17 protein-coding genes and 2 pseudogenes are annotated in these 20281 nt (G+C 70.5%); 5 read left to right on the forward strand and 14 right to left on the reverse strand.

Features of this window, described 5'->3' with window-relative positions:
• Positions 1-287 (reverse strand): annotated as a pseudogene (locus ACFVXE_RS26545) (hypothetical protein); the annotation flags it as partial.
• A 318-nt stretch (positions 288-605) separates the two neighbouring features.
• On the opposite strand from ACFVXE_RS26545, the pseudogene ACFVXE_RS26550 reads away from it, so the two are divergent.
• Positions 606-1509 (forward strand): annotated as a pseudogene (locus ACFVXE_RS26550) (aminoglycoside phosphotransferase family protein).
• Between the two features lie 164 nt (positions 1510-1673).
• Here ACFVXE_RS26550 and ACFVXE_RS26555 read toward each other — a convergent pair.
• From ACFVXE_RS26555 to ACFVXE_RS26565, 3 genes are all read right to left on the reverse strand, one after another.
• On the reverse strand, positions 1674-3107 hold the full coding sequence (locus ACFVXE_RS26555; protein ID WP_389674759.1) for a hypothetical protein: 1434 nt from the start codon (positions 3105-3107) through the stop codon (positions 1674-1676).
• A gap of 144 nt (positions 3108-3251) precedes the next feature.
• Entirely contained in the window at positions 3252-3641 is a 390-nt protein-coding gene (locus ACFVXE_RS26560) for a PPOX class F420-dependent oxidoreductase (RefSeq protein ID WP_389674760.1), read from the reverse strand.
• Positions 3642-3774: 133 nt separating this feature from the next.
• The gene (locus tag ACFVXE_RS26565; protein ID WP_389674762.1) at positions 3775-4047 is read right to left on the reverse strand and encodes a helix-turn-helix domain-containing protein; all 273 of its coding nucleotides are present in this window, start codon (positions 4045-4047) and stop codon (positions 3775-3777) included.
• Positions 4048-4122: 75 nt separating this feature from the next.
• Between ACFVXE_RS26565 and map the strand changes: the two genes are divergently transcribed.
• Positions 4123-4890, forward strand: a complete 768-nt coding sequence (gene map / locus ACFVXE_RS26570) for a type I methionyl aminopeptidase (protein WP_389674763.1) — start codon at positions 4123-4125, stop codon at positions 4888-4890.
• 460 nt (positions 4891-5350) lie between these two features.
• Here the strand turns inward: map and ACFVXE_RS26575 are convergent, their stop codons facing one another.
• Complete coding sequence (locus tag ACFVXE_RS26575; protein ID WP_389674764.1) at positions 5351-6064, reverse strand: glycoside hydrolase family 75 protein; 714 nt, start codon at positions 6062-6064, stop codon at positions 5351-5353.
• 147 nt (positions 6065-6211) lie between these two features.
• Positions 6212-8017, reverse strand: a complete 1806-nt coding sequence (gene ggt / locus ACFVXE_RS26580) for a gamma-glutamyltransferase (RefSeq protein WP_389674766.1) — start codon at positions 8015-8017, stop codon at positions 6212-6214.
• 104 nt (positions 8018-8121) lie between these two features.
• Here ggt and ACFVXE_RS26585 point away from each other — a divergent pair, with 104 nt between their 5' ends.
• Positions 8122-8865, forward strand: a complete 744-nt coding sequence (locus ACFVXE_RS26585) for a hypothetical protein (protein ID WP_389674767.1) — start codon at positions 8122-8124, stop codon at positions 8863-8865.
• A 162-nt stretch (positions 8866-9027) separates the two neighbouring features.
• Here ACFVXE_RS26585 and ACFVXE_RS26590 read toward each other — a convergent pair whose 3' ends face one another.
• The 5 genes from ACFVXE_RS26590 to ACFVXE_RS26610 all read right to left on the reverse strand — a co-directional run bounded on the left by ACFVXE_RS26590 (position 9028) and on the right by ACFVXE_RS26610 (position 14592).
• A complete protein-coding gene (locus ACFVXE_RS26590; RefSeq protein WP_389674769.1) occupies positions 9028-9513 on the reverse strand; it encodes a hypothetical protein in 486 nt (161 codons plus the stop codon).
• Positions 9510-10946 (reverse strand): ATP-binding protein, encoded by a 1437-nt coding sequence (locus ACFVXE_RS26595; protein WP_389674771.1) that lies wholly within the window; start codon positions 10944-10946, stop codon positions 9510-9512. The genes ACFVXE_RS26590 and ACFVXE_RS26595 overlap by 4 nt, the downstream gene beginning before the upstream one ends.
• A complete protein-coding gene (locus ACFVXE_RS26600) occupies positions 10943-11626 on the reverse strand; it encodes a response regulator (RefSeq protein WP_389674857.1) in 684 nt (227 codons plus the stop codon). The genes ACFVXE_RS26595 and ACFVXE_RS26600 overlap by 4 nt, the downstream gene beginning before the upstream one ends.
• A 108-nt stretch (positions 11627-11734) precedes the next feature.
• Positions 11735-13423 carry a murein biosynthesis integral membrane protein MurJ gene (gene murJ / locus ACFVXE_RS26605; protein WP_389674773.1) on the reverse strand — a complete coding sequence of 563 codons (1689 nt, stop codon included), beginning with the start codon at positions 13421-13423 and terminating at the stop codon, positions 11735-11737.
• Positions 13420-14592: a lipid II:glycine glycyltransferase FemX gene (locus ACFVXE_RS26610; RefSeq protein ID WP_389674774.1), complete on the reverse strand. Its 1173-nt coding sequence runs from the start codon at positions 14590-14592 to the stop codon at positions 13420-13422. The genes murJ and ACFVXE_RS26610 overlap by 4 nt, the downstream gene beginning before the upstream one ends.
• Before the next feature lie 227 nt (positions 14593-14819).
• Here ACFVXE_RS26610 and ACFVXE_RS26615 point away from each other — a divergent pair, with 227 nt between their 5' ends.
• Entirely contained in the window at positions 14820-16043 is a 1224-nt protein-coding gene (locus ACFVXE_RS26615; protein ID WP_389674776.1) for an Ig-like domain-containing protein, read from the forward strand.
• A gap of 135 nt (positions 16044-16178) precedes the next feature.
• The gene (locus tag ACFVXE_RS26620; protein WP_389674778.1) at positions 16179-17774 is read left to right on the forward strand and encodes a CocE/NonD family hydrolase; all 1596 of its coding nucleotides are present in this window, start codon (positions 16179-16181) and stop codon (positions 17772-17774) included.
• Between the two features lie 58 nt (positions 17775-17832).
• Here ACFVXE_RS26620 and ACFVXE_RS26625 read toward each other — a convergent pair whose 3' ends face one another.
• Genes ACFVXE_RS26625 through ACFVXE_RS26635 form a run of 3 tightly spaced genes read right to left on the reverse strand, consistent with a single transcriptional unit; the run spans position 17833 to position 20269 of the window.
• The gene (locus ACFVXE_RS26625; protein WP_389674780.1) at positions 17833-18699 is read right to left on the reverse strand and encodes an amino acid ABC transporter permease; all 867 of its coding nucleotides are present in this window, start codon (positions 18697-18699) and stop codon (positions 17833-17835) included.
• The gene (locus ACFVXE_RS26630) at positions 18696-19340 is read right to left on the reverse strand and encodes an amino acid ABC transporter permease (protein WP_389674782.1); all 645 of its coding nucleotides are present in this window, start codon (positions 19338-19340) and stop codon (positions 18696-18698) included. The genes ACFVXE_RS26625 and ACFVXE_RS26630 overlap by 4 nt, the downstream gene beginning before the upstream one ends.
• Before the next feature lie 17 nt (positions 19341-19357).
• Positions 19358-20269: a glutamate ABC transporter substrate-binding protein gene (locus tag ACFVXE_RS26635; protein ID WP_389674784.1), complete on the reverse strand. Its 912-nt coding sequence runs from the start codon at positions 20267-20269 to the stop codon at positions 19358-19360.
• Positions 20270-20281: the final 12 nt, after the last annotated feature.

Raw genomic sequence — 20281 nt, forward strand, 5'->3', positions numbered from 1 at the left:
GCTGTCTTCGCCTGCACCCGTGAACCGGTCGGCAGTTGGACCGTCACTTCCACGGATCCGGACGGACCGAGGTACTGGTTCTTCGCCGGTGCGGCCTGCACCCGCAGTGTCCCGTCGTCGAACGCGACCGCGATCCGCTGCGCCGCCTTCACGTCTCGGCTCTTCGTGATGTCCGCCGGTCGGATCTCGACCGTGGCATCGGCCCGGTCGGCGGCGATGAACTGGATTCGCCCGGCGGGCACGTCCAGGACGACGGTGATCGGGGTGAGGGTGTTGAACTTCTGCATCGTGCACTCCTCGGCTTGTCGTTTCCGTTGATGGAAACGCTACGTTGCATTCACTGATCACGCAACAAGCTCGTTGCGCATTATTCCCATCAATGCAGGTGAGAGCCGCAATATCATTGCAATGACTTGAGGCTTAACGCAACACTCCCCCTCCCCACTCGTTGCATTGAATGAGAGTGAACGCACTGCGAGCGGGCGCGTGGAGTCCGCGTGGCGGAGGACGTCCCGTCGAGAAAATCGATCGACAGACGAGTCCGCGACCACTGTGATGGCCCGACTGCCCGCCGCCACGGGGTGAGCCATCCACAGGAGCTGCTCTTGGCAACCGAGAGAACTGCGGAGACTCGTCCCTCGATCGACGCGGCGCTGGTCAGGCAGCTGGTCGACGCCCAGTTCCCGCGATGGGCCAAGCTGCCCCTCAAGCTGCTCGACCCGGCCGGTTCGGACCACGTGATCTACCGGCTGGGCGAGGAGCTGTCCGTCCGGCTGCCCCGCCACGCGGGGGCTGCCGGGCAGGCCAGGAAGGAATCCGAGTGGCTTCCCCTGCTCGCCCCGCACCTGCCACTGGCCATCCCGGTACCGGTGGGGGTGGGCGAGCCCGGCTTCGGCTACCCGTGGCCGTGGGCGGTGTCCCGCTGGCTGGACGGCGAGGTGGCGACTGCGGAGGCCCTGGCGGACTCGTCCCGGGCCGCCGTCCAGCTGGCGCAGTTCCTGACCGCCCTGCAGGAACTGGCGCCCGAGGGCTTCTCGTTCGAGGACGCCGGCGAGGACCTCACCGGCGGGCCGCTGGCCGACCGGGACCGCGCGACGCGGGCTGGCCGCGATCGCGGACGTCGACGGCGTGTTCGACGCCGCGGCCATGACCGAGCTGTGGGAAGCCGCGCTGAGTGCCCCGGGGTGGGACCGTCCTCCGGTCTGGTTCCACGGCGACCTCCACACCGGCAACCTGCTGACTGCCGACGGCCGACTCAGCGCGGTCATCGACTTCGGCGGGCTCGGCATCGGCGACCCGGCCTGCGACCTGACCATCGCCTTCACTCTGATGTCCGCCGGGAGCCGTGCTGTCTTCCGCGCCACGCTCGGCGTCGACGAGGCCACGTGGACCCGGGGCCGCGGCTGGGCCTTGGCCACCGGCCTCAACGCCTACACCTCCTACGCCGCTGCCGACCCGGCAGTCGCCGCACAGACCACCCGCCAGATCACCGAGGCGCTGCTGGGCTGATCGACCGACTCCGGAACATGCGGGCCCATGGCGAACGCGCCAGGCCGGATTCGGGCTCAGGCCCGAGGAGTTGGCGGGCGGAGCCCGCGTGATGGACAGCGGCCTGCTCACCGATGCCGAGGCTGTCGGCCGACGCGGAGCGGGAGCTCGCGCGATGTCGCACGCTAAGCGCCCGCGATACCCGCCACCCGCAGGGCGTGCACCAGGTCCCACTCGCGCTCCGGGGAGACCGCACGTGCGGCTGCCAGCAGCTGCGGTACGAGCTGACGGGGATCACCCTCCGCGATCCGGGCCGCGTCCTGCGGGGTGCGCACCCGGACGAAGGCACCCATCAGCGCCTGCGCCTCCGGCGCGAGACCTGCCCGGTCCAGGGCCAGCACCGCGTCGGCTATCTCGGCCGCGGGCCGTGCCACTCCTTGGCGCAGCAGTTGTCCGCAGTCGTCAACGCGTCCCGCCGCGGCCAGCGCGCCTGCCGCGGCGGCCAGTTCGACCGGCGGCAGGGAGGAGACCTCCCACAGCAGGGTCGCCCAGTCGGCCGTCAGTCCGGACCGGTGCAGTTCCACGGCGAGCACCGGCAGCCGGTCGGCGGGCCAGCCGGCCGCTTCGCAGAGCACGACATGGGCCTCGCCGCTGCGCCCCTCCTGACGCAGCCGGACGAGCGTCTCGACGGCCTCGGTGGCGGCGCGGAGCGCGACGGGATCGGGAGTGGGCCCGGCCGGGGTACGGGCCCTCCTGCCGGCCTCCTCGCCGGTCGGGGCGCCACCGAAGCGGGCCCCACGCGGCCCGGGGGCGGTGACCGGCGGCGCGGGCAGTACGGGTGCGGTGCCGGCGGCGCCGAGGCCGGAGTTCTCGTCCACGTCCAGCCCGGCGAAGCGGGCACCGCTCGGCTTGCGGCGCTTGGCGGGCGCGGGCGCGGCGGACGATGGTGCGGTGGCTCGCTCGGCCCGGGGAGCAGGGTCGGTGCGGGCGGCGGGGTCGGTGCGGGGACCCGGCACGTCCGGCGGACCGGGCCGCTCCCCCATCGTTCGCGAGTCCTCTGCCCTTCGCGTGCCCTCCACTCTTCGCGCCCCGTCCGCCTCTCGCGGTTCCTCGGCCCGGAACCAGCCCGGCGGAACCGTCACGGCCGCGAGCCGTTTGCGCAGTTCCGTGCAGCGGGCGGAGGCACGCGTGTGGTCGTCCCGGGCCCACGCCAGCGCCTCCGGGTCCGTCACGCGGGCACCGCCCGGATGCCCGGCCGCGCGCAGCCGCCGGGAGGCGTAAGCCTGTTCCCGGAGCATCAGCTCCAGCCGATCGACAAGGGCCTGGCGCCCGCCGGGCCGCCGGTCGTGGGCGGCGGCCGACGCGGAGTACAGCGCGGCGGCGCGTACCGACTCGCGCTCCGCGAACCCGGTACCGCGCTCCGCGGCCAGGTCCTGAAGCAGTGACTCCACCACGTCCCACGGCGGGATCTCGGCCCCGTCGAGGCAGGCCCGCACGCCTTCGGGGTCGCGTCGGCAGAACACCCCGTACCAGCCGCGCCCGGGATCGAGCAGGGCCGCGAGACTCTGCAGGTACTGCGCGAACTCGGCTACTTCACCAACACGTTGATGCACCGTCATCGTCGCCCTCACCCAGGTCGACTGGAGCCTTCCAGTCCGCAGGCATTCGACCGCAGGTGTGTTACGGGACGGCTACACGCACTTTTCGGCCGGGGTGCGGTCGGCGCACGGCCACGGCCGCGCGCGCCCCCTGCGGCGACGGCGTCAGAAGGTGACGGCGATCCCGGTGTGCGGCCGCTTACCGAGCCGTACGACCATCGCCGGCCAGTCGACCAGCCAGAACTTCCAGGTGTACTTGCGGGCCAGCATCCGGCGCACCGTGCGCGTCCCCGCCTCGTCGAGCAGCCGTGCGGTGCCCACGGCGGTCGGCGCACCCTCCGCGATCCGGCCCCGTACATCGCAGACGGTCACGGTGACCCGGCTCTCGTTCCGGATCCTTCTGACCTTCCACGAGTCGCTGCGGGTCCAGATCAACAGCTCGTCCCCGTCGGCCGCCGCCCAGACGGGCGTGGCGACGGGCGTGCCGTTCTTCCGGTACGTGGTCAGGCTGACGTACTCGCTTCGGTCGAAGTCCTTGAGCGTCTGAGAGGTCACGGGCGAGACCCTACGCGCCCGCCTTCGGCCGGGGGAAACCGAGAACGGCGGGCACAGGCCACCCATGAGCACCGTGAGACACATCAGCCCCCGGGCCGAACGGGACAGCGGTATGCATGCCCCCGGCCCGGCCCTACCCGGCGAGCGGGACCGCCAGGTCCGGGGACGGGGCGCATCGGGTGAGCAGGTCGTCCATGGAGAGACCGAGCGCACCGGCCAGGGCGGCGACGGTGAAGAACGCGGGGGTGGGGGCGCGCCCCGTCTCGATCTTGCGCAGCGTCTCGGCGGAGATGCCGGCACTCGCGGCGATCTCGACCATGCTGCGCGCGCCTCGCGCCTCACGGAGCAGTCGGCCGAGCCGTTCGCCGCGCAGGCGCTCTTCCGGGGTGAGAGGCGTTCGAACCATGCGCCCATTCTAGGCCCGGCGTTATTCTCGTACCGCCGTTATTCTCATACCGCTCCGACCGGTATAGTAATTGGCATGGTGCAACTCAAGACGGATACATCCATCGAAGCGATGCGCGAGGCGGGCCGTGTCGTGGCCCAGGTGCTGGCGGCCGTGCGGGGCGCGGCGAAGGTCGGCGTGTCACTGCGCGAGCTGGACGAGGTGGCACGTGGGGTGCTCCGCGCTGCGGGCGCCGGCTCCCCGTTCCTCGACTACAAGCCGCATTTCGCGCCCACCCCCTTCCCTGCAGTGATCTGCGCGTCCGTCAACGACGCCATCGTGCACGGCATCCCGACCGACCGGCGGCTGCGCGACGGCGATCTGCTGAGCATCGACGCGGGTGCCACGCTCGGCGGCTGGGTCGGCGACTCCGCGGTCACCTTCACCGTCGGCCGCGCCAGGCCCGACGACACCCGGCTGACCGACACGGCCTTCGAGGCACTGGATGCGGGGATCGCGGCGGCGGTCGTCGGCAACCGGATCGGGGACATCGCCCATGCGATCGGCACGGTCTGCCGGAAAGCCGGATACGGCATCCCCGAGGGGTTCGGCGGCCACGGCGTGGGCCGGTCCATGCACGAGGACCCGGCCGTCCCCAACGAGGGTCGACCGGGCCGCGGCATGCCGTTGCGCCACGGAATGGTGCTGGCGATCGAGCCGATGCTGATCGCCGGCGGCCGGGACGAGTTCCACCCGGACCGGGACGGCTGGACGCTGCGCACCTCGGACGGCAGCCGCGCCGCGCACGCGGAGCACACGGTGGCCATCACCGACGCGGGCCCCCGCATCCTCACCGCGCTGTGAACTTGACCCGCTCCTGAAGGACCGGGTTCGAGGAGTACATCGAGCAGCAGAGACGTCCGATGTGACCTGCGGGCCGGAGCCGTGAAGCGATTCCTTCCGGGGACCGAAGCCCCGGGGGTTGCTCGCCGGTGCTGCCACCGCACGGGTCCGCCGGGTCAAGAGATCGATGACGAGCAGCCGGCACCGGGACCACCTGTCGCGGCCGACGTGTTCACGGCTCCTTTCCTGCGGCGGTCGACACCCCACAATGCGTCGTCGCCGACCGGGTGACAGCCGGTGGAAACACCCGTACACCCAACCGCCACCCACCCTGTCCCCGGCGGGCCCGCGCGGGCCGGCACATCGCCTCGCCTCGCCGCCGGAGTCGTCCCCGTGCACCGGGTACGAGGACGATCCTCCGCCTCACGACGCACCGCGCCGGATGCCGTGCGCCGGCCCGTGGGTGCCGCCCGGACAGCCCCTAGTTGTTCTGGAGGAACTGCTTGGCGAGTGCGTCTCCGGCGGTGACAGCGGCGCTGTGGCTCTCGATCGGTGACACCGAGGAGTTCTTGAACAGGATGTACGTGACGCCGGACTCGGCTCCGCCCGTCTCCGGGTCGGGGTCGATGCCGAGCGCCGCGGCGGTGGCGTACGACGCCTCGCCGATGATCTGGTCGGGACCGGTGTCGCCGACCACGGCGTACTCGACCTTGTTGTTGTAGATGACGGCGACGACGCCACCACCCTTGATCCCGGCACTGCCGTAGTTCCAGATGCTGCTGCTGCTCGGCACGACCACGTACGGCAGCGTCTCGGCGCTCAGCGGCTGGTCGCCCGAGGTGTGGAACGCGGTGTCGTCCTGGAACCACGGGTCGGTGTCGGAATTGCAGGCCGCGGTGACCTGACCGTCGCAGTCGATGTCCATGTCGGCCTTCCAGAACACGGCGCCGTTCTTGCCGCAGACCGGCACAGTGGCCGAAGTCTCCTCGTCCGTGCGGTACTTGCCGTTGGAGATCTGGGAACAGGACGAGACCTTGGCCAGCAGGTCGGCCGCACTGACGGATCCCTCCTTGACGGTGGCCGCGGCGGGAGCTGCGGCGGATCCGGGATCCGGCTGGGCGCCGGCGGGGAGCGCGGAGACCGCGAGCAGGGCGGCGCCGGATGCTGCGGCGAGGGCGAGCGTTCGAGTACGCACAGTGGGGGGTGCCCTTCTATTAGGAAAGTTTCCTTACCGACGCCCCAAGATGAACCCATAGTCATGCCCGCGTCAAGAATGCGGGGCTGACTCATCGCCGTTTTCCGGCCATGAACCAGCCCCGTCGGTCCAGCTATCGACTTGTCATCAGGGACGGCCGCTCGGTTTCACGACCATGGCCGAGCCGCCACCGCGCCTGACCTTCTCCGCGGCAGCGAGCCAACGCCCGTCCGGCAGACGCTGCACACCGGTGGCCGCTCCGATCTCCGGATTCAGCTTGAAGGCATGCCCCAACGACTCCAGCTGGGACCGGAGCGGACTGTTCCACAGTTCCGGTTCGAGTTCCGTCGTCGGCGAGTTGCGCTGGCTGGCGCGCGGCGCCGCGATCGCGTCGACCAGGGGCAGTCCACGGTCCACGGTGCCGATGAGCGACTGGAGCACGGTGGTGATGATGGTGGCCCCGCCCGGCGACCCCAGGGCCAGTACCGGCCGGCCGTGCTTCAGCACGACGGTCGGGGAGATGGACGACCTCGGCCGCTTGCCGGGTCCGGGCAGATTCGGGTCGTGCACCGCCGGGTCGGCGGGTGCGAACGAGAAGTCCGTCAGCTCGTTGTTGAGGAGATAGCCCCTCCCCGGCACGGTGATGGCGCTGCCACCGGTCTGCTCGATGGTCAGGGTGTAGGCGACGACGTTGCCCCACTTGTCGGCGGCCGTCAGATGAGTGGTGTTCTCACCTTCGTACGTCGTCGGGGCAGCCGTGCCGCGGTCGGCGCAGTCGGCCGGATGGCGCGGGTCGCCGGGGGCGAGCGGGCTGGTCAGCACCGCGTCGTCCTTGATCAGGCACTCCCGCGAGTCGGCGAACCTGCGGCTGAGCAGCCCGCTCGTCGGCACGTCCTCGAAGGCCGGGTCACCGACCCAGCGCCCGCGGTCCGCGAACGCGATCCGGCTGGCCTCGATGTATCGGTGCAGGTACCGAACCTCGCTCGCCCGTGAAAGGTCGGTGGAGGCAAGGATGTTGAGCGCCTCACCGACGCTCGTACCGCCGGACGAGGACGGCGCCATGCCGTACACGTCGAGCCCCCGGTAGCCGACCTTCGTCGGGGACCGCCGCAGCGCACGGTAGGAACGCAGGTCGTTCGCGGTGAGGTCGCCGGGGCGCACCACCCTGCTCGCCCCCGGGGCGACGGGCGGCTTGCGCACGGCCCGTACGACATCGTCGGCGAGCTCACCGCGGTACAGCTCGTCGATGCCTTCCCGACCGACCTTCTCGTACGTACGCGCGAGGTCGGGATTCTTGAAGACCGATCCGACCACCGGCAGTTGCCCGCCGGGGAGGAAGAGCTTCGCGGTGTCCGGGAAGTCGGCGAACCTGGCCTGGTTGCCCTCCGTCTGCGAACGGAAGGTGTCGTCGACGACGAAGCCGTCCCGGGCGAGCCGCTCGGCCGGCTTCAGCACCCCGCTCAGGGGCTTGCTGCCCCAGGTGTCGAGCGCGGTGGCCCAGGTGGCCGGGGTGCCCGGCGTGCCGACACTCAGACCGCTGGTGACGGCATCCGCGAACGCCAGGGGCTTGCCATCCTCCAGGAAGAGTGAGGAGTCCGCGGTGCGCGGCGCCGTCTCACGACCGTCGATGGTCTCCACACGGTGGGTTCTGGCGTTGTAGTAGACGAAGTAACCGCCACCGCCGAGACCCGCCGAATACGGCTCGGTCACACCGAGCGCCGCGGCGGTGGCGACGGCGGCGTCCACGGCGTTGCCACCGTTGCGGAGCACCTCGATACCGGCAGCCGTCGCGTCGGCGTCGACGCTCGCCACGGCGCCGCCGTATCCCACCGCGACGGGCGACTTGGGTGGCACGGGCGGTGGTACGGAGGAGGACGGTGCTGCCGCCCCGACCGTGACGACAACGGCGAGAACACCTAAGAACGACACATTCCGCGCGACCCGACGTCGCATGCGCACCTCCAGGGAAGGACCGTCCGCGCAGGGTAGCGCCGCCCCGTACGTCACGTCAGGACCGCCGTGAACATGGAGGCGAGCGACCGCTACCATGCCCGCCCATGACTGACGACGTTCGCAACATCGTGCTCGGCGTGATAGCCGCCGGCATCAGTGCCGCCATCGGCTGGATCGCCCGCACCTACCTCTGGCGCCGGAAACTCCGCCGCAAGCAGGCCTTCTTCGGGCTGCCCGGCAACTCCGAATGCATGCTCGTCGTCAACCGTGACGCGGGGGGCGACGGCGCGGTGCACCGTCACGACGTCTTCGCCCTGCTCGAACTCTCCGCGCTCATCAAGGGCTGCTCGGCCCACGCACAGATCCTCTCGCACGACGTGGCTCAGCAGGGCTTCGGCGAGCGCACCGAGTTCTGTGTCGGCGGGCCGGTCTCCAACCGCCGGATGGCCGCGCATCTGCAATCACTGCTGCCGGGAGTGACGGTGAACACCGGTCCGGAACCGGGGCCCGACCGGGGCGCCTTCCAGATCGGCTCGGAGCGCTACCGGGCGGAGAAGGGCGCCGTCGAGTACGTCCTGCTCGCCCGGCTGACGGTAGGTCAGGAGGCCCGTCCGGTGTTCCTCTTCTGCGGACAGCAGGCGATCACCAACCAGGCCGCTTCGCGTTACCTGGCCCGCCACTACGAGAAACTGTCCCGCAAGCACGGCAACAACACGTTCTGTCTGCTGCTGAAGGTGGTCAACTCGCAGGCGTACGGACCCGATGTGGTGGAGCTGGTCGCGGACGTGACACGGGACGCCCAGGCGCCGGTCCCGGCACCGCGCACCTCGCACCGCGCGTCGGGCTGATCCGGCTCCCGCGCCTCCTCCCCCGCAGCGCCGGCCTCCGCCGGCCGTCACGCTCCCGGCGGCCCGGTGAGCCGGGCGGGCAGGGCAGGCAGGGTGGCCCGGACAGCGGGACGGTCAGGCGGTCAGGCGGTCAGGCGGTCAGGCGGTCAGGCGGTCAGGCGGTCAGGCGGCGCAGCGGGCCGGCCCGATGGAGCCGTCGGTGCCGGACACCGTGACCGCTGCTCCTGGCCCGGCGCCTCCGGTGTGCGCCGCCGTGCAGATCAGCTGCTGCCTGGCGAGTTCGGAGAGTCCGGTGACCGGGCTCCCCAGGCGGACCGACACCCCGTCCTGGCCGATACTCCATTTCGCCTGGCCCGGGACGTCCGGGAGCTCCGTCCTCATTCCGGCCGCACGCTCCGCCTTCGAGGGACCGTCGAAGAGCAGGGTGAGCGTGTCACCCGGCTTCGCCACGACCTGTCGGGCGACGGGCAGCGGCGCATCGGGGGAAGCCGGCCCGATGAAGTACAGCAGGACGCCCGTCCGGGGTCCCGGTGCCACGTCCACCGTCGCCGGATCGCCCACCTCGACCACGCCCGAGGCCCGGATCCCGCACCCGGCGGCGAGCAGGGCGAAGGGCAGCAGCACGCCCAGGACGCGCCCCCGCCTCACACCCCCTCCAGCGGCAGATCGACCGTGAACACCGCTCCGCCGCCAGGTCCGTTGGCGGCGCGCACGGTGCCGCCGTGCAGCCGTACGTTCTCCTGCGTGATCGCCAGGCCCAGCCCGCTGCCCGTCGACCGGGTGCGCGCCGCATCGGCCTTGTAGAACCGGTCGAAGATGTGCGGCAGCACTCCGGGGTCGATGCCGGGGCCGCTGTCGGCGACCTCCGTCACCAGCCGGTTCCTTCCGTCCCGCCGTTCGGTCCGCAGCCGGACACGGACGGGCCGGGCACCGTGCCGCAGCGCGTTGCCGACCAGGTTGGCGACGATCACGTCGAAACGGCGTGGGTCGAGCAACGCCCGTACTCCTTCGGCGAGTTCGGTGTCGACCCGGGCCTCCCAGTGCCTGCTCTGAAGAGTCTTGCGGATCATCTCGGCGGCATCGACCTCGTCCGGATGGAGGTCCGCCGCCTTCGCGTCGAAGCGGGAGATCTCCATCAGGTCCTCGACCAGTGTGGCCAGCTTCCCGGTCTCCGAACTGATCAGCCGCACGGCCGCCGCGGTGTCGGCGTTCAGATGCGCGGCGTCCTCGTCCAGCACCTCGGTCACTGCCAGCATCCCGGCGAGCGGGGTGCGCATCTCGTGGCTGACGTCGGAGGCGAAACGCCTGGCCCGTTCCTCGGCCCGTCGCAGCTCTTCCACCGACTCCTGGAGTTTTGTCGAGGACTCGTTGAACGTCCAGGCCAGTTCGGCGAGTTCGTCGGATCCCTTTACTTCGATACGGGTGTCGAGCTCGCCCCGGCCGATTCCGGCGGCGGCCCGCCGCAGATCCCGCACCGGGCGCAGCACACTGCGGGCGGCGAGCAGAGCGGGCACCAGAGCGATGAGGAGGGCCGGCAGTGCCCCGTCGCGGGCCGCGGTGACCATGGCGCCGACATTGGCCTCCTCGGTCAGCAGCGGCATGACGGCGTAGAGAGTGATCCCGGTGGGCTGAAGACCGTACCCCCAGTCGAACATGACGGGCATCCCGATCGTGAGCCAGGGCCGGCCGTCCTTCACGACCCGCTGGAACGAGGCGTGCGCGCTGTTCCGGGCCGCCCGCCTGAACTCGGTTGTGATCACGTTGGAGACGGGCCGGTCCGAGGACGAGACCTTGAGTCCCGCGTACTCGGCGAAGACGATCCAGGTGTGCGGCTTGCCTTCCCGGGCGAGGGTTCGGCAGATCGTCTGCAGCCGGGCCGTGTCGACCGGCAGGGTCACGGCCTGCGCGGTGACCCGGTCGCGGAACTGGGCGACCGCCGTGTCCTGGGCCTGCTGCAGGATCGCGGACCGGGCCTCGCGGTAGGTCAGGCCCGCGGTGGTCGCCGCGCTGATCGCGGCGACCAGCAGGAACGCGGCTATGAGGCGGGTGCGCAGCCCGAACCTGGCGGCAAGGACCTTCACCCGAGCGGCCCGAACCGGTAGCCGAAACCGCGGACCGTCTGGATGTAACGGGGGGAGCCCGCCACGTCCTCGATCTTCTGCCGGAGCCGCCGCACGCAGGCGTCGACCAGCCGCGCGTCGCCGTGGTAGCTGTGCTCCCACACGTATTCGAGGAGTTGCTGCCTGCTGAAGACCTGCTCGGGCGAGGCCGAGAGGTGGAGCAGCAGCTTCAGTTCGGAGGGGGCGAGCAGGAGTCTCTCCCCCGCCTTGGCGACGGACAGCCCGGCGCGGTCCACGGCGAGTTCACCGTGGAACTCGACCGCGCTGCGCCCCGCCGGTTCGGCGAGCCTGCGCAGCACGGCCCGTATGCGCGCCTCGATCACTTCGGTGCGGGCGGGCTTGATGATGTAGTCGTCGGCTCCGGCCTCCAGCCCGACGACGACATCGAAGTCGTCTCCGCGGGCCGTGAGCATGATGATGGGCAGCTGGCTGGTCTCGCGTATGCGACGGCAGACCTGGACGCCGTTCATGCCGGGCAGCATCAGGTCGAGGAGCACGAGATCGGGCCGGAACTCCGCCAGTGCGGCGAGTCCTGCCTCCCCGGTCTCCACGGCACGGAGTTCATGCCCGCGCCGGCGCAGGCCCAGCTCGACCCCTTCGCGTACGGACGGGTCGTCCTCGATCAGCAGCACGCGCGGCATGGCACCGGTCTCCCAACGGTCGGGCATGACCGGATCTTTCCGGTCCGGCACCCCGCGCCGGGCCGGAGGCCGAGGACAGGACGGCGGCCGGTCACGGCCGGCACCCCCTCACCCATGTCCGGCCCTCCGCAGCCGTCCACGCACCGCGCCGGCCATCGCGCCGACCTCGGTCAGGCGCAGCGGCCGGGCCGACAGCACCACCACGGCGAGCAGTACCGCTGTGCCCGCCGCCGTTGCGGCGAAGTCGCCGAGTTCTGCGCACGCCCGGGCCGCCCCGTACGCGAGCGCCGCCGCCGGCACACAGGCCAGCACCAGCCGCGCGTGCGCCCACAGGCCGGCCGATCGCCACAGCGCCGGCCGCGGCCCCGCGTCGCCCCGGGAGACCCGGCGGTGCAGCACCGTCGCCGTGACCGCGAACCCCGCGAAGAGCGCCACCGAGTACGCCCCGGCCATACCCGTCACCGCCCAGCGCGCGGGCAGTGTCAGATAGGCGACCACCGACAGCGTCGCGTTGCAGGCCGCGATCACCAGGTTCAGGAGGAACGGCGTGCGGGTGTCGCCCATCGCGTAGAAGCCGCGGGACAGCACGTACTGCCCGGAGAAGGCGATCAGTCCCGGCGCGAACGCCGTCATCATCCCCGCCATCACTGCGATGTCGGCGTCGCCGGTGCGCCCGTACCCGAACACGGCACCCATCACCCAGGGGGCCAGCGCGAACAGCACCGCGGCCGCGGGTACCACGACCGCTGCCGATGTCCGCAGCGCGTACGAGACGTCACGACGTACCCCCGCAAGATCGCCGTCGGCGGCGGCGCGGCTCATCCGCGGCATCAGTGCGGTGACCAGCGAGACGGTCACGATGCCCTGGGGCACCACCCACAACTGGTAGGCGTAGCTGTACGCGGTATAGCCCGCGCCCCCCGCGACGCCCTGCTCCACGGCGTGCTGCCCGGTGAGGGTGGAGAGCCGGGTCACCACCCAGTACGCGGCCTGGTTGGTCAGGACCAGCATCACGAGCCAGCCGGCCGAGCGCAGCGGCCGGGTGAGGCCGCTGCCCCGCCAGTCGAACCGGGGCCGCCAGCGGAACTTCGCCGCGCGCAGCGCGGGCACCAGGGCCAGCGTCTGGACGGCGATCCCAGCGGTCGTCCCCCACCCCAACAGCCGGGCGTGACCAGGCGTCAGGTCTCCCCCGGAACCTGTCGCGACAGACAGGTAGAGACCGAACACAGCGATGATCACGAGGTTGTTGAGAACCGGTGTCCACATCATCGCGCCGAACCGGTCGCGGGCGTTGAGCACTTGGCCGAGGAGGGTGAACAGTCCGTAGAAGAGGATCTGCGGCAGGCAGTAGCGGGCCAGCGCGATCGTCAGCTCGGCCTGGTCCCCCGAGTAGTCGGTGTAGAAGTGGACGATCAGTGGGGCTCCTGCGACCGCGAGCGCGGTGAGGACGAGGAGCCCGGCCGCGCAGACGGTGAGCAGCCGGTCGGTGTACGCGGCGCCGCCGTCGGCGTGTTCCCTGGCGGACCGCACCAGCTCCGGTACGAATACCGCGTTGAGGGCGCCGCCGATGAGCAACATGTAGAGGATGTTGGGGACGGTGTTGGCGACCGTGTACCCGTCGGCCTGGAGTCCGGTGCCGAGCGCGGCGACGACGACCGCCGACCGTATGAACCCTGTGGCCCGCGAGACGACCGAACCGGCCGCCATGACGGCTCCGCTGCGGAGCACCGACCCGGACCTCCGCGGCGCCTGCCGCTCCGCCTGCGCGACCGCTCCGGTCGCGTCGGTGTTGGTCATCGGCGCGCCAAGTACGCCTGGAACGCACGGTACAGCGCGTTGTTTGCCGCTCCGCCCACCGATGTCTCCCACTCCCCGAGCGTCTCGACGACCTGTCCGCCGGTGCCGAGCTTCCAGCGCAGCAGTCCGAAGGAGCGGTCGTCGGGGTCAAGGGTGGAGGGTACCCCGCGCATGTCGTAGAGCTCCGCGCCGAGGTCCAGTGCGTCGAGCATCATCCGCCACTGGAGGGCGTTGCTGGGGCGGACCTCGCGGCGGTGGTCGGCGGACGCGCCGGTCTGGTACCAGACCCTCGATCCGGTGCTGATCATGGTGTGCGCGGCAAGGATCTCGCCGTCGTGGACGGCGAGATAGAGCCGCATCCGGCCGGGCTGTTCCGCGTTGAGCACGGCGTACTGCTGCTGGAAGTAGGCGAGCGAGCGGCCGAGGCGGAAGCCGTCCCGCTCCTCGGTGAGCCGCAGCAGCCGGTGGAAGGCGGGCAGTTCGGCCGCGCCGCCGACGACTGTCCGGACGCCGCATTTCCCGGCCTTGCGGATGTTGCGGCGCCACTCCTGGTTCAGCCCGGCCCACAGGTCGTCGCGACTGCGTCCGGCGAGCGGCACGTGGAAGACGTGGCGTGGCTGCGCGTCGGCGTCGTTCCCTGCGTCGCCATCCCCGCCGCACCGGTGCCAGCCTCGCGCCCGGAGCCGTTCGGCGACCGCGGTGCCCAGCGGGTCCACCTCGGTCGCCAGGACGTCGCCGACCTTCCGGCCGGGGCCGGTGGCCGACTTGAGCCGGGCGGTGTCCCAGCGGCGGTAGGCCGGAGAAGGGCCGATCCGTACGGCGAAGGCGCCGGCCTTCCGCAGATGTGTCATCAACGGCCGCAGCCAGAGGTCGATCCCGGGGTCGGCCCAGTCGGCCACCGGACCTTCCGGAAGATAGGCGAAGTATTTCCGGGTACCGGGGAATTGCCGATAGAGCACCAGCGCGCTGCCGCTCAATTCACCGCTGTCGCCGTGCCATCCGACCATTTCCGATTTCCATCGGTCCTTCACCCCGGCCCAGGACGGATACTGCAGGAAGCTCGCCCCCGCGCGCGCGGTCACATGTGCCCGGTGTTCGGCAGCGGTGAGACCGCGTATCCGTAGCCCCTGTTCACCTCTGCGGTCACCGGTCGCGAGCAGCGCTGACATCTCCGTGGCCCCCCTGTGGTCCGGCCCGGCCGATCGGCTCGGCGGGGCTGACAAAAATGCTCACAGCGGCCCGTGACGGGTCCGCGCGGCGTATGTGACCGGACGATGACCGTTGCGCTGCATTCCCCGTCACACAGGGGAATCCGTGGGATTTCCTGGATTTCAGGTACCTAAAGTCAGGAACATGCCTCTCCACCGAAGAGAAGCACTGCCATGGAGGTTTTCCCTTGATCTCTGACCACCGGCGCACACGCCGCACCACGTCGTACGCCCGCCCCGCGCGGCTCTCGCTGCTCGCCGGTACCGCGGTGCTCGGCGCCGCCCTGACGGCCTGCTCGGGCGCCGCCGCGTCGGATTCGGGTTCCGTGCCCGGGCACGGAGCCGGGGACGCCGGGACCTCGGAGACCAGGATCTCGGTGAACCTCCAGGGCAGGAAGGCCGCCGCGGGCAGGCCTGTGACGGTGACGCTGGCCGACGGGAGACTGAAGGCGGTGAGGGTCACCGCGGCCGAGGGCGCCGCGCTCACGGGCCGGATATCCGGCGACGGCCGCAGCTGGACGTCGGACCGGGTCGCCGCGCCCGGTACCCGGTACACCGTCGAGGCGACGGACACCAGGGGCGGCACGGACGGCGCGGGGTTCTCGACCGCCGCGGCCGACAGGGTCAACAAGCTGACCCTCGCGCCCGGGAAGAACACCACCGTCGGCATCGCCCAGCCGCTGTCGATCGTCTTCGACCACCCGGTGAAGGACAAGGCGGCGGTCGAGAAGGGGCTCAAGGTGTCCACGTCGAACAACACCGAGGGTTCCTGGGGCTGGCTGCGGGACTACTCCGGCAGGGATCGCGTCGACTGGCGGCCCAAGGAGTACTGGAAGCCCGGCACGCGCGTCACGCTCGAAGCCGATCTGAACGGCATCGACTCCGGTCCGGACGGCGGCTGGTTCGTACGCGACTACCGGACGACGTTCGCCATCGGCCGGCAGCAGGTGGTCGAGGTCGACCTCGACCGGCACCGGCTGGCGCTGCGTCAGGACGGGCGGACCGTCATGGACGTACCCATGTCGGCGGGCACGCCGGGCGGCGACAAGGCTTCGTGGCGGGGCACCGCGGTACTGATGGCGAAGGAGGGCACCATCAACATGCGCTCGGAGACGGTCGGTCTGGGCCACGCGTACGACAAGATGGTCGACTCCTCGTTGCGGCTGACCTGGTCGGGCATGTACGCGCACGCGGCGCCGTGGAACGCCGCGTACTTCGGGGTCGCCAACCACAGTTCGGGCTGCGTGGGGATGAGCGATGCGAACGCCGCGGAGCTGTACCGGAGGACGCAGGTCGGCGACCCGTTCGAGATCACCGGGGCGGACGCCAAGGGGACGGTCGCGGAGGGCAACGGCTACGGGGCGTGGAATGTGACCTGGGCCGACTGGAAGGCCGAGAGCGCGCTCGGCTGACCCTCCCCACCGGGCCGCTGCTGACGGCATGTCCAACAATCGTTATCCGCACGCAACTCACCGAGGAGTTACCAGGGGTAAGTGACGGGGGTTACCGTCGGGTCACTTTGCACCTCCACGCGTGAGGAGTGACCCGTGGGACGTCCGTACCCGTCTCTGTGCACCACCGCTGCCCTCGGAACCGCCGCCGTCCTGGTCGCCGGAGCCGCCCTCGGCGCGGCCCCGGCGGCAGCCGCCGGACCCCCCGCCGCGCCGGTGGCCGATTCCACGCCCGGCCTGCGGTTCCACGACATCCCGGGCTCCGGCGGGATCACGCTCAAGGGCAATGTCGTCACCCCCGCCGGTGCGAAGGAGGGTGCGAAATACCCCCTGATCGTACTGCCCACCAGTTGGTCGCTGCCGCAGGTCGAGTACCTGGCGCAGGCGCAGCAGCTCGCCGACTCCGGCTACGTGGTGGTCAGTTACACCTCGCGCGGCTTCTGGCTCTCCGGCGGGAAGATCGAGGTCGCCGGTCCACCGGACGTCGCCGACGTCTCCGCCGTGATCGACTGGGCCCTCGCACACACCGCTGCCGACCCGCAGCGCATCGGCCTGGGCGGGGTGTCGTACGGCGCGGGGATCAGCCTCCTCGCGGCCGGCCACGACGAACGGATCAAGGCCGTGGTGGCCCTCAGTGGCTGGGCCGACCTCATCGACTCCATCTACAGCGGTCGCACCCAGCATCTCCAGGCCGCCGCGCTGCTCGGCGGCGCCGGCGTGCTGACCGGCCGTCCGAGCGACGAGCTGAACCGGACACTCACCGACTTCCTCGGCTCGAATCTCGCCGAGGAGGACACCATGATCGCCTGGGGGAGGAAGCGCTCCCCCGCCGCGTACCTGGACGAGATCAACGCCAACGGCGCCGCTGTCATGATGGGCAACGCCTGGGGTGACACCATCTTCCCGCCCAACCAGTACGCCTCGTTCTTCGACAAGCTCACCGGTCCCAAGCGCCTGGAGTTCCGCCCCGGCGACCATGCCACCGCCGAGGCCACCGGGCTGCTCGGGCTGCCCAACGACACCTGGACCGACGCCCACCGCTGGTTCGACCGCTATCTCAAGGGTGAGCGCAACGGCATCGACCAGGAGCAGCCGGTCCAGCTCAAGTCACGAACGGACGGCGGATACGAGGGCTACCGCGACTGGAAGTCGGTCGGCGCCGCCGAGGAACGGATCGCGCTCGCCGGCACGAAGACGATCCGTACCGGCGTCGATTCGGGCGCCGACGGCGGCATCGTCCTACTGTCGAACGCCCTCGACCAGTTCGTGAAACTGCCGCCGGCCGCCTCGATCCCCCTGCTGCCGCGCGCCTTCGCCGACGTCCGGCAGTCGCAGCCGTACGGCTCCGCGCGGCACATCCGCGGCACCGCGAGGCTGCACACCACGGTCACCAGCAACAAGGAGAGCGGCACCCTCGTCGCGTATCTCTACGACGAGGGGCCGCTCGGCCTCGGCAAGTTGGTGAGCAACGCCCCGTACACCTTCCACGGGCAGCGTCCGGGCCACCCGTTCGGCGTCGATCTGGAGCTGTTCTCCACCGCCTACGACGTTCCGGCCGGGCACCGGCTCGCCCTGGTGATCGACACCGTCGACCCCCTTTACATCGAGCACAACCCTGCCGGCGCGCAGCTGACCTTCTCCTCGCCGAGCACGGACCCCTCGTACCTGTCCGTCCCGTTGCGCGAGAAGTGATCACCGGCTGCTGCCGGGCGGGTACCGCTCCTCCGGACCGCCGTTCGGCCGGTCCCGGCTACTGCACTCCCGGCAGCAGCGTTCCTGGTTCGGCCGGTGCGACGTCCACGGCCTCCGTCTTCGGATTGCGCCGCTGCCGCTTGGCGACCCAGGTGGCGAACCAGGAGAGCAGCATGCACATCCCGATGTAGATCGGCGAGATCACCATCACCACGGGGATGAAGGGAAGATCGTAGTCGAGATTGGACGCGATGAGTTTTCCCGCGTGGAGGAACTCCTCGTACGTGATCAGATAGCCGAGCGAGGTGTCCTTCAGGGCCACCACCAGCTGACTGATGATGGTCGGCATCATGGCGCGTACCGCCTGGGGGGCCAGCACGTGGGTCATGACCTGCGTCTTCCGCATCCCCAGTGCGTACGCGGCCTCACGCTGGCCGCGCTCCACCGAGTTGATGCCCGTACGGAACACTTCGGCGAGCACCGAGCCGTTGTACAGGGTCAGTCCGGCGACCAGCGCGGGCAGCGGCTGGACCTTCAGCGCGACGAAGATGAAGAAGATCATCACCAGCACGGGCATGGCGCGGAAGAACTCGACGAGGAGCGTCGCCGACCAGCGCAGCACCCGGTGCTCGGAGAGCCTGCCGACGGCCAGGACCGCCCCGAGGGCCAGCGAGAGGACCGCCGCGCAGCCGAAGGCCTTGAGCGTGTTGCCGAGCCCCCGCAACAGGAGCTCCTGGATGCCCTTGTACTCGAAGGGCGTCCACTTGACGCTCGTGAACTGTTCGGTGTCGAAGAGCAGATAGATGATCCATCCGACCAGGGCGAGGATCAGTGCCGTCGAGACGATCCCGTACACGACGTGGCGCTTGCGGGTCCGCGGACCCGGGATGTCATAGAGCGCGGCGGCAGCCGGCATATGGGTCATCGGGCGACTCCGTACCGCTTCTCCAGCACATGGAAGAGCGCGCTGATGGACAAGGTGATGATCAGGTAGCCGACCGCGATCCAGACGAAGGTCCAGATGATGTTGTAGCCCAGCTCGTTGAGGGTCTTGTAGGTGCCGAGCAGCTCGGTGACGCTGAACGCCCCGGCGATCGCCGAGTTCTTGGCGAGCGCGATGAGCGTCGAACCGACCGGCGGGATCACCGAGCGGAAGGCCTGCGGCAGCACCACGCTCCCCAGCGTCTGGGTGAAGGTCATACCGAGGCTGCGGGCCGCCTCCCCCTGCCCCTGCGGGACCGTGTTGATGCCGGAACGCAGCACCTCGCAGATGAACGCGGAGGTGTAGCAGCCGAGGGCGAGGACCGCGAAGACCTTGAACGGCAGAACCAGTCCGAAGCGCGGCAGACCGAGCAGGACGGCGAAGAAGAGCAGCGTCAGCGGGGTGTTGCGCAGCACCGTCACCCAGACCGTGCCGAACACCCGGAGCGAGCCGACGGGCGCCACCCGGAACGAGGCCATGACGAAGCCGAGGACCAGCGCCAGGATCGAGGCGTAGACGGTGAGCTGGAGAGTGCCGAGGAAACCCTCGGCGTAGAGCGAGAAGTTCTGTGTGAGTACGTCCATGGTCGTGGCCCGTCCTCTCAGGTCGCCGGGTAGCGGTCGATGGGCGGCGGGGTGGGCGCGGGCACACCGGACCGGCCGAGCGTGGCTTCGAACGCCTTCTTCCAGTTGCCGTTCTTCTCATTGGCCTCGAGGGCGTCGTTGAGTGCGAACCTGAGCGCGTTGTCGCTGCGCGGCACACCGATGCCGTACGGCTCCTCGGAGAACGGCTCGCCGACCACCTTCAGCTCCTTGGGCGCCTTGGCGGCGAAGCCCAGGAGGATGGCGTCGTCGGTGGTGACGGCGTCGACCTGGTAGGTCAGCAGGTTGTCGACACAGATCGAGTACGTGTCGTAGGCGACCAGGATCGCCTTCGGGTAGTCGGCCGCGATGCGCTGGTAGGGGGTCGAGCCCGCGGCCGAGCACACGGTCCTCCCCGCCAGGTCCTGCGGACCGTTGATGTCGTGTTCATCCGTCCGGACCAGCAGGGACTGACCCGCCATGAGGTACGGCCCGGCGAAACCGACGAGCTTCTTGCGCATGGCGTTGATGGTGTAGGTGCCGACGTAGTAGTCGATCTGCCCGTTCTGCAGTGCGGTCTCACGGTTGGCCGAGGCGATCGTCTTGAAGCGGATCGTCTTCGGGGGGAAGCCCAGCGAGGCCGACATCATCCGGGCGATCTCGATGTCGAATCCGGAATAGACACCGGTGGCCGGGTCCTTCTCGCCCAGATAGGGCTGGTCCTCCTTGGCTCCGACCCGGAGGTATCCGCGCTTCCTGGCCTTCGTCCAGGTCTTCGACGCGGGCAGCCGGAAACCGGTGTCGACCTGGTAGACCGGCAGTTCACCGGGCTTGGGCCCCTTGACCGGGGGGCTGCCCTCCTTGCCGCAGCCGGCGGCGAGGGCGGCCAGCAGGAGGCCCGCGCAGGCGGCCAGGACTTTTCTCGTACGCAACAGGGAGCCTCC

This window comes from Streptomyces sp. NPDC058231, assembly GCF_042882275.1.
Taxonomy (GTDB): Bacteria; Actinomycetota; Actinomycetes; order Streptomycetales; family Streptomycetaceae; genus Streptomyces.